Origin of the sequence: Rhizobium sp. CSW-27, from assembly GCF_018760785.1 — a bacterium.
In the GTDB taxonomy this organism is placed as follows: Bacteria; Pseudomonadota; Alphaproteobacteria; order Rhizobiales; family Rhizobiaceae; genus Neorhizobium.
This window is the reverse complement of the sequence record NZ_JAHHZO010000003.1, coordinates 387,728-399,393: the sequence shown is the minus strand read 5'-3', so window position 1 is coordinate 399,393 and position 11,666 is coordinate 387,728. Positions and strand designations below refer to the sequence as shown.

General features: G+C 62.9%; 12 protein-coding genes. 6 read left to right on the top strand and 6 right to left on the bottom strand.

Features of this window, described 5'->3' with window-relative positions; all coding sequences use genetic code 11:
- The first annotated feature begins 113 nt into the window (after window positions 1-113).
- From KLP42_RS08495 to KLP42_RS08475, 5 genes are all read left to right on the top strand, one after another.
- Window positions 114-944 (top strand): ABC transporter ATP-binding protein, encoded by an 831-nt coding sequence (locus KLP42_RS08495; RefSeq protein WP_215565773.1) that lies wholly within the window; start codon window positions 114-116, stop codon window positions 942-944.
- A complete protein-coding gene (locus KLP42_RS08490) occupies window positions 941-1,954 on the top strand; it encodes a FecCD family ABC transporter permease (RefSeq protein ID WP_215565772.1) in 1,014 nt (337 codons plus the stop codon). The genes KLP42_RS08495 and KLP42_RS08490 overlap by 4 nt, the downstream gene beginning before the upstream one ends.
- Entirely contained in the window at window positions 1,951-3,015 is a 1,065-nt protein-coding gene (locus KLP42_RS08485) for a FecCD family ABC transporter permease (RefSeq protein WP_215565771.1), read from the top strand. Before KLP42_RS08490 ends, KLP42_RS08485 begins: the two co-directional genes overlap by 4 nt.
- A gap of 4 nt (window positions 3,016-3,019) precedes the next feature.
- Window positions 3,020-4,006, top strand: coding sequence for an ABC transporter substrate-binding protein (locus KLP42_RS08480; RefSeq protein WP_502941279.1), 987 nt, complete (start codon window positions 3,020-3,022; stop codon window positions 4,004-4,006).
- Window positions 4,007-4,117: 111 nt separating this feature from the next.
- Window positions 4,118-5,002, top strand: coding sequence for a MurR/RpiR family transcriptional regulator (locus KLP42_RS08475; protein ID WP_215565770.1), 885 nt, complete (start codon window positions 4,118-4,120; stop codon window positions 5,000-5,002).
- Between the two features lie 142 nt (window positions 5,003-5,144).
- Here the strand turns inward: KLP42_RS08475 and KLP42_RS08470 are convergent, their stop codons facing one another.
- On the bottom strand, window positions 5,145-6,287 hold the full coding sequence (locus KLP42_RS08470) for an NAD(P)/FAD-dependent oxidoreductase (protein WP_252192880.1): 1,143 nt from the start codon (window positions 6,285-6,287) through the stop codon (window positions 5,145-5,147).
- On the opposite strand from KLP42_RS08470, the gene KLP42_RS27255 reads away from it, so the two are divergent.
- Window positions 6,228-7,094: a TetR/AcrR family transcriptional regulator gene (locus tag KLP42_RS27255; RefSeq protein WP_353844839.1), complete on the top strand. Its 867-nt coding sequence runs from the start codon at window positions 6,228-6,230 to the stop codon at window positions 7,092-7,094. The genes KLP42_RS08470 and KLP42_RS27255 overlap by 60 nt on opposite strands.
- A gap of 42 nt (window positions 7,095-7,136) precedes the next feature.
- On the opposite strand, the gene dmpG is transcribed toward KLP42_RS27255, so the two are convergent.
- From dmpG to hcaB, 5 genes are read right to left on the bottom strand one after another with little or no spacing between them, the layout of a single operon-like run.
- Window positions 7,137-8,147, bottom strand: a complete 1,011-nt coding sequence (dmpG, locus tag KLP42_RS08460; RefSeq protein ID WP_215565767.1) for a 4-hydroxy-2-oxovalerate aldolase — start codon at window positions 8,145-8,147, stop codon at window positions 7,137-7,139.
- Window positions 8,147-9,091 (bottom strand): acetaldehyde dehydrogenase (acetylating), encoded by a 945-nt coding sequence (locus tag KLP42_RS08455; protein ID WP_215565766.1) that lies wholly within the window; start codon window positions 9,089-9,091, stop codon window positions 8,147-8,149. The genes dmpG and KLP42_RS08455 overlap by 1 nt, the downstream gene beginning before the upstream one ends.
- A complete protein-coding gene (locus KLP42_RS08450) occupies window positions 9,088-9,873 on the bottom strand; it encodes a 2-keto-4-pentenoate hydratase (RefSeq protein WP_215565765.1) in 786 nt (261 codons plus the stop codon). The genes KLP42_RS08455 and KLP42_RS08450 overlap by 4 nt, the downstream gene beginning before the upstream one ends.
- The gene (locus tag KLP42_RS08445) at window positions 9,870-10,856 is read right to left on the bottom strand and encodes an NAD(P)H-dependent flavin oxidoreductase (RefSeq protein WP_215565764.1); all 987 of its coding nucleotides are present in this window, start codon (window positions 10,854-10,856) and stop codon (window positions 9,870-9,872) included. Before KLP42_RS08445 ends, KLP42_RS08450 begins: the two co-directional genes overlap by 4 nt.
- Entirely contained in the window at window positions 10,853-11,665 is an 813-nt protein-coding gene (hcaB, locus tag KLP42_RS08440; RefSeq protein ID WP_215565763.1) for a 3-(cis-5,6-dihydroxycyclohexa-1,3-dien-1-yl)propanoate dehydrogenase, read from the bottom strand. Before hcaB ends, KLP42_RS08445 begins: the two co-directional genes overlap by 4 nt.
- Window position 11,666 lies beyond the last annotated feature (1 nt).

Here is an 11,666-nt window from a genome sequence, read left to right as displayed (position 1 = left end):
AGTACGGGCCGGCGATGATGGGCACCGACACAAAAAGTAGGGGCGCTTATAGTTGACTACTACATTCAGCTATGCAGACAAACCCGCTTCCGCAACGCGAGCATATTTCGAGCATGACCAGCAGATCCGCCGATCCACCGACCAGAAGCAGGCTTACGGCAGAAGCGCTTTCCGTCGGACATGGCGGGCAGGCTGTGGTCCAGGATATCGAACTTGATATTTTCGAAGGCTGCATGACGGCCCTTCTGGGCCCCAACGGCTCTGGAAAATCGACGCTTCTCGCGGGTTTTGCCCGCCTGCTGCCGGCGCTTGGCGGAAGTGTGCGTCTCGACGGTTCCGACCTCGCAACGTTTCCCACCCGCCATGTGGCGCGCGTGCTGGGCCTGTTGCCGCAGCAGCCGCCCGTTCCGGAAGGCCTCAGCGTGTTCGACCTGGTTGCCCGTGGCCGTTTTCCCCATCAGGGCTTTTTCAGCCAGTGGAGCCGCCAGGATGAAGCGGCCGTTGGCGAAGCGCTCGCCCTTGCCGCTCTCGCCGATCTGGCCGACCGGCCGGTGGAAACCCTGTCCGGCGGGCAAAGGCAGCGGGCCTGGATTGCCATGGTGCTTGCTCAGGAAACCCCGCTGCTTTTGCTCGATGAACCGACCACCTTTCTCGATGCCGCCCATCAGGTCGCCATTCTCGATCTGCTGCGCGATCTGGTTCGCCGTCACCGTCGTACGGTGGTCTGTGTCCTGCACGACCTAAACATGGCGCTTCAATATGCCGACCGGCTGGTTTTCTTGAAGGAGGGCAGGATCCGCCACGTCCTGACGCACCCGTCGCAATGCGACGGCCGGATCATAGAAGAGGTGTTCGAGATGCCGGTGGTTAGCCTGAAGCACCCGCAAAGCGGGCTGCCGGTTTTTCTGCCCTGCGCATCGCGGCAGCCGGAAGCCCGGCCATGACCGCCATGAGCAGCGCCGGTCATAGCCGCGAAAGGCACGCTTTGTTGCTGATGCTGTCCGTCCTGGCGGTGCTGGCCATCCTCCACATCCAGCAGGGTGCGCGTCCCATTCCGGCCACTGTCATGCTCGATGCCGTCCTTTCCCCTGATCGCGACGCGTTCGACCATTTCGTGATCCTGTCCCTCAGACTGCCGCGCGCAAGCGCCTGTATCGTTGGGGGAGCAGCGTTCGGGGCGGCAGGCTTTCTGCTGCAGGTGGCGATGCGCAATCGTCTGGCGGAGCCGCATGTTCTCGGCCTCAATGCCGGAGCAAGCCTTGCCGTGGTGCTGGTGACCACCTACCAACCGGTCGTGCTGCCTGACATCCTGATGCCGTTTGCCGCAAGCCTCGGCGCAGCCGGCCTGTTCGGTCTTGTCCTCGCCCTGTCTGCGCTAGGATCAGGCAGGTTCGACCCCGTCAGGATGGTCTTCTTCGGGATTGCGCTTTCCGCACTTGCCAGTGCGCTTGTCTCCGCAATCCTCATCCTCAACGAGGACACGCTGGAGCAGTTGCGTTTCTGGCTGGTGGGAGACGCTGCCGGCGGTGGCGCCGCCGCCGTCTGGTCGATCTTGCCGGCCGTCGCACTCGGGCTTGTGGCGGGCTGCCTGCTGATGCCGCAGCTTGCCACGTTCAGCCTTGGCGAGAGCATTTCCGTCGCGCTCGGCGCATCGGTGCACAGAACTCGCATCGCTGCGCTCGTCGTGACGGCGTTGCTGTGCGGCTCCGCCGTTTCCCTTGTCGGCCCGATCGGCTTCGTCGGCCTGATGGCGCCGGCCCTCTGGCCCCGCCTGCATCAGCGTCCCTCATTGGGGGCCTTCCTGCTGGTTGCCGGTTCAGGAGCCGCGATCCTGCTTGCGGCAGACATTCTGGCCCTCGGACTTCTTGCGCCGACCGAACTGCCGACCGGGGCCTTGACCGGACTTGCCGGCGCCCCCGTTTTCATCTGGCTGGTGGCAAGGAGGCTCACATGAGCCGCTTCCTTATGCCCCCGCCCGCAAGGAATGCACGACGCCTTGCCCTGCGCCTCGGTCCGTTTTCCACCCGCCTTGCCGTTCGGGGGCTTGCGGCGAACCTTCTCCTTGCATCCTACCTGCTTCTCGTCGTCTGGCTCGGCCTCTCGCTCGGCAGTCGCCCGATCCCGCTTGCCACGATTCTTGCCTGGCTGCGGCTGGAGCAGGTCAACGATACCGACAGCATCATCCTTGGAAGCCTGCGCGCGCCACGCCTGTGCCTATCCATGCTGAGTGGCGCCATGCTGGCGCTGTCCGGCGCCTTGACACAGCATGTGACGCGCAACGGTCTTGCCGATCCCGGCCTCATCGGCGTGCGATCGGCGGCAGCCCTCCTGATCGTCGCCCTCATTCTCGCATGGCCGCAGGCGCCGCTCGCATTGCGGCCGGTCGTTGGCCTTGCCGGCGGCCTGCTTGCCGGGCTGGTGGTCGGCCTTCTGGCGCGTGGTGCAAGTCCCCTCAAATTCGTGATGATCGGCTTTGGCATCTCCTGGTGCCTCTCCTCGGCGCTCGTCATCCTGCTGGCATCTGCCGATATCCGCAGCCTTCAACGCGCGATGATGTGGCTTGCGGGGAGCCTGGAAGGAGCGGATTGGCCGGCCGTGCGCCTTGCCCTGGTCGTGTTCGTTCCGACAGCCATCGCATGCCTTGGCCTTGCCCGGCAGGCAGAGCTTCTGGACCTCGGGGCGGCCACCGCGTCTGCGCTTGGGATCAATCAGACACGGCTGCATGTTGCATGCCTTGCAATAGCCGTTCTTCTGGTGGCAACCAGCGTGTCGGTCGCGGGCGGGCTCGGCTTTGTCGGCCTGGTTGCGCCACACATGGCTCGTTTCCTGCCAAGGCAGGGTCTGGCGGGTCGATTGATCTGTGCCACACTTATCGGGGCGCTGCTGGTCATGGTTGCCGATCTTGCCGGCAACGTCGCCTTCGCCCCCATCCGCCTGCCGGTCGGCATTTCTCTGGCAGCGATTGGCGCGCCGGTGCTGATCCTTCTCCTCTGGCTTCGTCGAAACAGGATATGACATTGTGATACGATCCGGCCTCCTTACGTTGATCCTTGCCGCATTGGTGATGGCGCCGGCTGTCGCAAGGGCAGTGACGATCGTCGACGACCGCGGGCGCACGGTGACGCTGACGCGCCCTGCGGAAAGGATCGTCTCGGATTATGACATCGACGTCACGATCCCGCTCATCGAACTCGGTGCCATGCCGATTGCCAGCCACGGGCGGCTTGCCGGCGATGGCAAGCCCTATCTGCGCTCGTCGAAACTCCTGACGGGAATCGATTTCGACAACAGCGACATTGCCTTCATCGGTGCCGCCGAGATCGATCTGGAGGCCGTTGCCGCGCTGAAGCCGGATCTGATTGTCACGGAGATTTCCCGTGCGACGCCGGTGGAGAAGCTTGAAAAACTCGCGCCGACCATTGTCATCAATTCCGATCTCGGCGCGCCGCATGTCTATGCCCTGCTTGCCGCTGCCACCGGAAAAGAAGCCGAATTCAAGCGGCTGGACAGCCGTTACCGCGCGCAGCTCGCCCTGATGAAGGCAGAGGTACAGCCGGAAAAGCACGTGGTTTCCGTTTTCCAGCCCCTCCGCGGCAAGCTCAATGTCTACCAGAGCTACCGCGCGATCGGGCAGGTGCTGCGCGATGCCGGCTTCCGCTTCCCGCCGCTGATCGATGACATTCCTGAAGGCCAGAGCATTGTCGTCAGCACCGAGCGACTGCCGGATCTCGATGCCGATGTGATTTTTGACCCCTACCGCTCCGACCGCAAACAGGGCGCCAGGGCAGAGATTGCAGCCATGGAAAGAATGGTGCCGGGCTTTTGCAGGTTTCTGTCCGCCTGCCGCAATGGGCGTTATATCCTGATCCCCCGCGAAGAGGCGATTTCGAACTCCTATGCGGCCCTGTCGCGCATGGTCGCCATCGTGCAGACGGCGCTTGGCCCAAGGCCGCCGGGCTATCGAACGGCGCCGGAGCCAACCGGCCTCGCCATCCCGGCGAGATAACGGCGCAGGGCGAAAGCGGCTGCCGGACCTCGCTCTTGTCTTGGCTTTGCGGTCTGTTCTAGATGACGGGCCACAGTGAAACGCAGGAGCGGTGAAAGACCGGATCGTCCCATGTCATCGCAGGAAAGACCCGTTCGCTTCAAGGACCGCTTCGGAGACCAGCTTGCAAAGCGCCGCGCGCGCCTGTCTCCCAGCCTCCTGAAGGTTGTCGAGTTCATCGACGCCCACCGACACCGGGTCCTCGGACTTTCCGCACTCGAGATCGGCTTCGAGACCGGGGCGTCGGACGCAACCGTTATTCGCGCCATCCAGTCACTGGGCTTCAGCGGGCTGCGCGAACTGAAGGATGTTCTGGAAGCCTGGCTCGGCGAAACGGATTCGCCCATCGAGAAGATGGCGGCAACGCTTCGCGATGTGGACGGCCACGTCAACAAGGCGCTGGACTTCGTGCTCCATGCGACATCGACGACCGTGGATGCGCTGTCCTCTGCGGAGAACCGGCGTGCCATTGCGGCCATCGCGCAACATCTGGGGGCCGCCGAAGGACTGGGCGTCTTCGGTATCGGGGCATCGGGCATCATCGCGGATTACGGTGCACGCCTGTTTTCGCGCTCCGGATTGCCAAGCTATTCGCTGAATGCAACCGGCATCGCGCTTGCGGAACAGATTCTTGCCATGCGCAAGGGACACGTGCTGGTCATGCTTCTGCACGGCAGGGCTCACCGGGAGGCAATGGCCGCCATTGCCGAAGCGGAACGGCTTGAGGTCCCCATCATGATGGTGCTTGGAAAAAGCGACACGCCGCTGCGCGGTCACGCAACGGAGGTGCTGGTGCTGCCGCGCAGCAAGAAGGAACTGGTCGCCCTGCATGCCCCCTCCGTCTTCGCGATCGAGTTGCTGCACATCGCCTATTGCGCAACACAACCCGAGCCGACGCTCCAAACGCTTGAACGCCTTGTCGATCTTCGAAACATGATCCGCCCGCATTCGAAATAGAGTGCAGACGGTGGCGAAACGCCAGGCCCGGCTTGGTGCAAGGACATTCGAAATGGTTCGGTTCTCCGACACGCGGCGACGACGAGGTCGCAGGCATCGTGACTTACGGTTCGTATCCCCTGTCGCACGGACGAACCGGTCGTTACGCAGCAAGTGCTGCCTTCAATGGCAGTCCGGCATCGCACAGTCGCGCGGCGGAAATCCGTGTCTGCTGTGCAAGCCAGCGCCTCGCCTGGGCAAAGTCGCGCACGCAACCCAGTGCCCAAAGACCCGTGACAATCCCGTCCCGCAGATGGAAGCCCATGCGCTCGTCCGGTCCCGTCACCCGCTCGACGATGTCATCGGCGGCAAGCAGATCGCCGACCATCTGAAGCCGCTTGCCGAACTGATCGGACCAGAACCAGGGTGCCTCGGCTGTCGGTGGCGTTATGCCTGCGATCCGGCAGGCGGCAACAAGGGCCGAATGATTGGCGTTCTGCCAGGATTCCAGACGTACGGTGCCGCCTTCCGGCACGCGCTGCGCCGCGCAATCGCCAATCGCCAGAATATGGGGATCTTCGGTCTGGAACAGGTTATCGACCAGGATGCCGCGTTCTGTTGCCAGACCTGCGCTCGCGGCCAGTTCATCATTGGCGTCCATGCCGATGGCGGTTACCAGAAAATCCGGCCGGATTTCCGTGTTCCCGGTGACGACAAGCCCGCCCGGATGAAAAGCGATGGCCGCATTGCAATGAAGACGCACACCGTTTTGCGTATGCAAGGTTTCCAGGGCCTGCGACAGGGCAGGGGGAGCCACGCGGCTGCAAAGACGCGCCGATGCCTCCAGAACGTCGACCTGCAAGCCGGCCTGACGGCAACTGGCGGCAACTTCCAGGCCCAGCCATCCGCCGCCGATCACGGCCACATGCCGGCCTGGCTCCAAATGCTGCCGCAGCCGCGCAGCATCCGCAGCTGTCCGGATGGTGAGAACGGGCAGACCTGTTGCCGCCGCCTGCTCCAGATGTCGTGCGCGGCCACCGGTCGCCAGCACAAGCCGGTCATAGGCGAATTCTCCCGCTTGTGTCCGCACCGTTCGGGCGGCTCGGTCAATGCCTTGCACGGCGCAACCGGTCAGCAGCCGGATCCCGTGTTTCTCGGCGCGGATGTCATCCAGTATGGTGACGGTTTCGAGGCTGCATTCGCCGCTGACAAGCTTCTTGGAAAGCTCCGGCCGTTCATAGGGGGCGTGCGGCTCATCTCCTATGATGATGATCCGACCCGCAAACTCCTTTTCCCGCAAGGCCATTGCGCAGACCGCCGCCGCCTGACCGCCGCCGACGATAACCACGTTTTTTTCCGTCATAGTCCCTCGCATATCATTGATCCATACCGTAAGGTTTGGAATGCTGAAATTTCAAATGAAGGTTCTGCCGTGAGTGAAGGCGCCCCAGACAAGCAATCCGGTACGCTTGAAGACACCCCCCGCCATGCCGCTGATGCCCCGCCTGCCAATACCGCCCGCAGCCGGACGCGAAGGCTGAAGGACAGCCCCTTGACCGAAAGTGACTGGGTGGAGGCGGCAACGGATATTCTCGTTCGGGAAAACGTACGCGGCATCCGCATCGATACGCTTTGCCAGAAGCTGGGTGTGACGAAGGGCAGCTTCTACTGGCACTTCAAGACGCGGGCGGACCTGCTTGCAGCCATGCTGAAGAGCTGGCAGCGCCGCATGACGCTGAACGTGATCCAGAACATATCGCGCATCAACGAGTCGGGCTTTTCCCGCCTGCGCAGCCTGATGGCGCTGCCGCGCATGCCGCGTTCGCCAGCCTTTGCTCAGGTGGAAATGAGCATTCGCGATTGGGGGCGTCGCGTGGACCTGCCGCGTGAAGCTGTCGAGGAAGTCGATCATATTCGCCTGGAATACTTCGCCGAGCTTTTTCGCGCCGAGGGTTTTTCGCAGGCCGAAGCCCGGACCCGCGCTTATCTCGCCTATTGCCTGATGATGGGCGATTCCATTCTGCATAAGACGCTGAAGCCTTTGAGTGACAAGGAATTCGTTGAAAAGGCGATGCAGATCCTGAGCGCTCCCGAAGAGCAATCCAACCGCTGACCTATGTCCCGCCCGGGCTTTCTGCCCGGGCGGGGCCATGCATCATGCCGAGGCGCGGGCCAGATCGAGCGCCACATCCACGATCATGTCTTCCTGGCCGCCCACCATGCGGCGGCGGCCCAGCTCCATCAGGATGTCGCGGGCATCCACGCCATAATCGGCAGAGGCCTTTTCCGCATGGCGCAGGAAACTGGAATAGACACCGGCATAGCCCAGAGACAGCGTCTGGCGGTCCACCTGGACCGGGCGGTCCTGGAGCGGGCGCACCAGATTGTCGGCGGCATCCTGAAGCTTGAAGAGGTCGCAGCCGTGCTGCATGCCAAGTTTGTTGGCAACCGCCACGAAGGCCTCGATCGGGGTATTGCCGGCACCAGCCCCCATGCCCGCCAGCGAGCAATCCACGCGGGTTGCCCCATGCTCGATCGCCGTGATCGAATTGGCCACTGCCAGCGACAGGTTCTGGTGCGCGTGAACGCCGATCTCCGTCTCCGGTTTCAGAACCTCGCGCAGCGCCGTAACCCGGGCGGCATAATCGCGCATGGTCATGGCACCGCCCGAATCTGTGACATAGACACAATGGGCACCGTAGCTTTCCATCTTCAGTGCCTCACCGGCCAGAACTTCGGGTGCCGTCATGTGCGACATCATCAGGAAGCCGACAACATCCATGCCCATCTCACGGGCGGCTGCGATATGCTGGGCGGACACATCGGCTTCGGTGGAATGGGTGGCGATCCGCACGGAGGTGACACCCAGATCATGTGCCTTCTTCAGATCATGGATCGTGCCGATGCCGGGCAGCAGCAGCGTCGCAAGCTTTGCCCGCTTGATCACCTTGGCAGCCTCGGCGATCCACTGGCTGTCGGTATGGCGCCCGAAGCCATAGGTCATGGTCGAACCGGTCAACCCGTCGCCATGGGCGACCGAAATCGCATCGACGCCCGCCTCGTCCAGCGCCTGCGCAATGTCACGGATATGGCCAAGATCGTATTGGTGACGGATGGCATGCATGCCATCGCGCAGCGTCACGTCGTGAATGAAGAGCTTTGCCATCACGCGGCCTCCTTGAACCAGTTGCGCAGGATTGCGATGCGCTCCGCGGTCTTGAGTGCCGCAGACGTCATGATGTCGAGATTGCCGGCATAGGCCGGCAGGTAGTGGGCGGCACCCTCCACTTCGAGGAACACGGTCACTTTCAATCCGTCGACATGACGGCCAAGCTCCGGGATCCACAAAGGTGCATTGCCGCCGATCCGCTCGAACTGCACCTCCTGCTTCAGGCGGTAGCCCGGAACATAGGATCTGACCTGATCCACCATGGAAAGGATGGAGGCACGTATAGCATCACGATCCGCGTCATCGGTCAGGCAGATCACCGTATCGCGCATGATGAGCGGTGGCTCCGCCGGATTGAGAATGATGATTGCCTTGCCTTTTTCGGCGCCGCCGACCTGCTCGATGGCGGCAGCCGTCGTTTCTGTGAATTCGTCGATATTGGCGCGCGTGCCGGGTCCGGCGGATTTCGAGGCGATGGAGGCGACGATTTCGCCCCAATGCACTTTCGTGACCTTTGAAATGGCCGCCACGATCGGGATCGTCGCTTGCCCGCCGCAGGTGACCATATTGACATTCGGCGCATCGAGATTGGCATCCAGATTGACGGGTGGAATGGTGTAGGGACCGATGGCGGCGGGTGTCAGATCGATCACCTGCTTGCCATCGGCAATCAGCACCTCGCTGTGGCGCTTGTGCGCACCGGCTGAAGTGGCGTCGAAGACGATGGCGATATCCTTGTAGCCGGGCAGCGCGCGCAGCCCATCCAGTCCTTCATGGGTCACCGCGACGCCCAGACGCTGCGCGCGCGCCAGACCGTCGGAGGCGGCATCGATGCCGACGAGGGCGGCGCATTCCAGCACCTTGGACAGGCGCATGATCTTGATCATCAGGTCCGTGCCGATATTGCCGGAGCCGATGATGGCGCATTTGACCTTGCTCATGCCGACTTCTCCCCGAATTCCACGCTGATTTCACCAAGCCCTTCGATATGCGCGGTGCATTGGTCACCCGGATTGACCGGCACCATCGGCCCAAGAGCCCCCGACAGCACCACCTGGCCCGCCTTCAGCGGACGCCCCTGAGCTGCCATGGTGCGTGCCAGCCAGGTGAGGGCGGAAAGAGGCGAGCCAAGGCAGGCGCGACCCTTGCCGCTCGATTTTTCTTCGCCGTTCAAGCAAAGCGTCATGGCGCAATTCAGCATGTCCACCTCATTCACACGCCGGGCCGAAGGACCGAGCACGAAATGCGAGGAGGAGGCATTATCGGCCACCGTATCGGTGATGCGGATATCCCAGCCGGCAATGCGCGAGCCGACGATTTCGAGCGCCGGGACAACATAGTCGATCGCCGCCAGCACCTCGCCTGACGAGGCATCCGCGTCGAGCACGTCGCGCGCCATGATGAAGGCGATTTCCGCCTCCACCTTCGGCTGGTGAAGTTCGCCCCAGGCAACGGTGCCGCCATTCAGCACGTCCATATCGGCAAACAACAGACCGTAATCCGGCTGATGTACGCCAAGCTGCTTCTGTACCACCCTGGAGGTGAGGCCGATCTTGGCGCCGACGATACGGCTTTCCTGCAAGCGGCGCAGCGTGTTGATTTCCTGAACCCGATAGGCCCCGGCGACATCGCTTTCGCCCAGGAGGTCCCGGATGGGAGCGCAAGGGATGCCGGTTTGGCGCGCCTGCCAGATGCGATCGGCGGCTTCCTGATAGATGGTCATGCTGCTTTCCTCTGCCTGTTCTTCTCGGCAAATCGGGTGCGATGGCGCTCGCCATCGACGGCTGCGAGATAGCCTGTCGCCAAGTGGTCCACGATGTCGGAGACGGTTTCGACATGCTCGATGACGCCGACGCCCTGGCCGGCGCTCCACACATGTTTCCAGGCCTTCGAGCCGGAATGCATGTCGCCGGAAAAATCGATCTTCGTTTCAGTTTTCATGTCATCGAGGGCAATGCCGGCGCGGGCAACGCTTGCCTTCATCCAGTTGCCCAGCGCACCGGTGATGGCGCGTGAGGCAATCAGGTCTTCCATCCGGCTGTCCACGACCATCTGGCGGTATTCGTCGGAAATCATGGTTTCGCGCGCCGCCAGGAAGCGTGTTCCGACATAGGCAAAGTCGACGCCGAGATTTTCCACCGCGCGCACCGCCTGCCCAGTCGAGATGCCGCCGCCGACGATCAGTGGGCCATCAAAGAAGCTGCGGACCTCATCGATGAAGGGCAGCATGGCGTATTCACCGGTGTGACCGCCGGCCCCGGAGCAGACCAGCACGAGGCCGTCGGCCCCCTTTTCGACCGCCTTGCGAGCATAGGTGGGCGAGTTGACATCGGCAAACACCAGCCCACCATAGCCATGCACCGTCTCAGTCACGCGATGCGGTCCGCCAAGCGCGGTGATGACGATGTTCGGCCGGAACTCCTCGACGAGCGCGATCTCCTCATCGAAGCGGCCATAGCTCGTATGGGTGATCATGTTGAAGGCCCAGGGGCCATCTTCCGGTCCGACCGAGGCGGTGATCGTTTCGAACCATTGGCGCAGATCAGCCGTGGTGCGGGCATTGGGTCCGGGCATGGCGCCCATGATGCCGGCCTTGCAGGCAGCAATCACCAGCTCCGGCCCGGAGACCAGAAACATCGGGGCGGTGATCACTGGCAGTCGCATGCGGCCCTGAAGAGCCGTGATGACCGTTCGTGTCGAGGTCATGCAGTTTCCTTTCGTTTGCGCCCACCACCGCGCACCATCAAGCCGCCATCGGAGCGGATGATTTCGGCCGTGACGAAGCGGGATTCTGTGCGGGAGGCGAGCGTGACATAGAGGCTCGCATGGTCTTCCGGCTCGGACAGGAAGCCGAGCGGCACGGTTTTGGCCACCATGGCATCAAAGCCGGGAATATCGGCCAGCGAACGGCCGTCGCCGGCGGCATCCAGGCCGCCGAGATTGGTGCGCGTGCCGCCCGGTGCAACCGCATTGATGCGGATGTCGGGGGCCAGCTCGAAAGCCAACTGCTTCACCGTGCCGACCAGCGCATGCTTCGATGATACGTAGAGCACGCCGCCGCCGCCGGGATAGAAGCTGGAGGAGGACAGCGTGAAGATCACCGAGCCTTGCGCTTCACGCAGAGGCTCCAGCGCGGCCCGCACCGCCAGCAGATAACCCTGCACGTTGATGGAAAAGAGTTCGTGGAAGCGGGCTTCCAGATCCTCACCCGCGATTGTCTCGAACCGGTCGGAGAAATCATAGACGCCGGCATTCGGCACCAGCACGTCAAGTCTGCCGAATGCTGCGACGGTTTGCGTGACCAGCCGTTGATTATCCGCCCAGCTGCGCACATCGCCCAGCACCGGCAGAACCGCGTCGCCGTGTTGCTCTCTCAGGGAATCCGCGTCAGCCTGCGAGCGCAGCAGCACGCCGACGCGCGTACCTTCCGCCACGAACCGGTCAACCACGGCGCGGCCGATCCCCTTGCCACCGCCGGTGACGATCGCTCCATAACCTTCCAATCTTCGGGTCATG

Bases quoted from the DNA above. Each gene is read 5' to 3' on its own strand.
- hcaB (WP_215565763.1), bottom strand. From the start codon at position 11,665: ATGACCCGAAGATTGGAAGGTTATGGAGCGATCGTCACCGGCGGTGGC.
- KLP42_RS08450 (WP_215565765.1), bottom strand. From the start codon at position 9,873: ATGACCATCTATCAGGAAGCCGCCGATCGCATCTGGCAGGCGCGCCAA.
- KLP42_RS08445 (WP_215565764.1), bottom strand. From the start codon at position 10,856: ATGACCTCGACACGAACGGTCATCACGGCTCTTCAGGGCCGCATGCGA.
- KLP42_RS08495 (WP_215565773.1), top strand. From the start codon at position 114: ATGACCAGCAGATCCGCCGATCCACCGACCAGAAGCAGGCTTACGGCA.
- KLP42_RS08490 (WP_215565772.1), top strand. From the start codon at position 941: ATGACCGCCATGAGCAGCGCCGGTCATAGCCGCGAAAGGCACGCTTTG.
- KLP42_RS08470 (WP_252192880.1), bottom strand. From the start codon at position 6,287: ATGGCCTTGCGGGAAAAGGAGTTTGCGGGTCGGATCATCATCATAGGA.
- KLP42_RS08485 (WP_215565771.1), top strand. From the start codon at position 1,951: ATGAGCCGCTTCCTTATGCCCCCGCCCGCAAGGAATGCACGACGCCTT.
- KLP42_RS08475 (WP_215565770.1), top strand. From the start codon at position 4,118: ATGTCATCGCAGGAAAGACCCGTTCGCTTCAAGGACCGCTTCGGAGAC.
- dmpG (WP_215565767.1), bottom strand. From the start codon at position 8,147: ATGGCAAAGCTCTTCATTCACGACGTGACGCTGCGCGATGGCATGCAT.
- KLP42_RS08455 (WP_215565766.1), bottom strand. From the start codon at position 9,091: ATGAGCAAGGTCAAATGCGCCATCATCGGCTCCGGCAATATCGGCACG.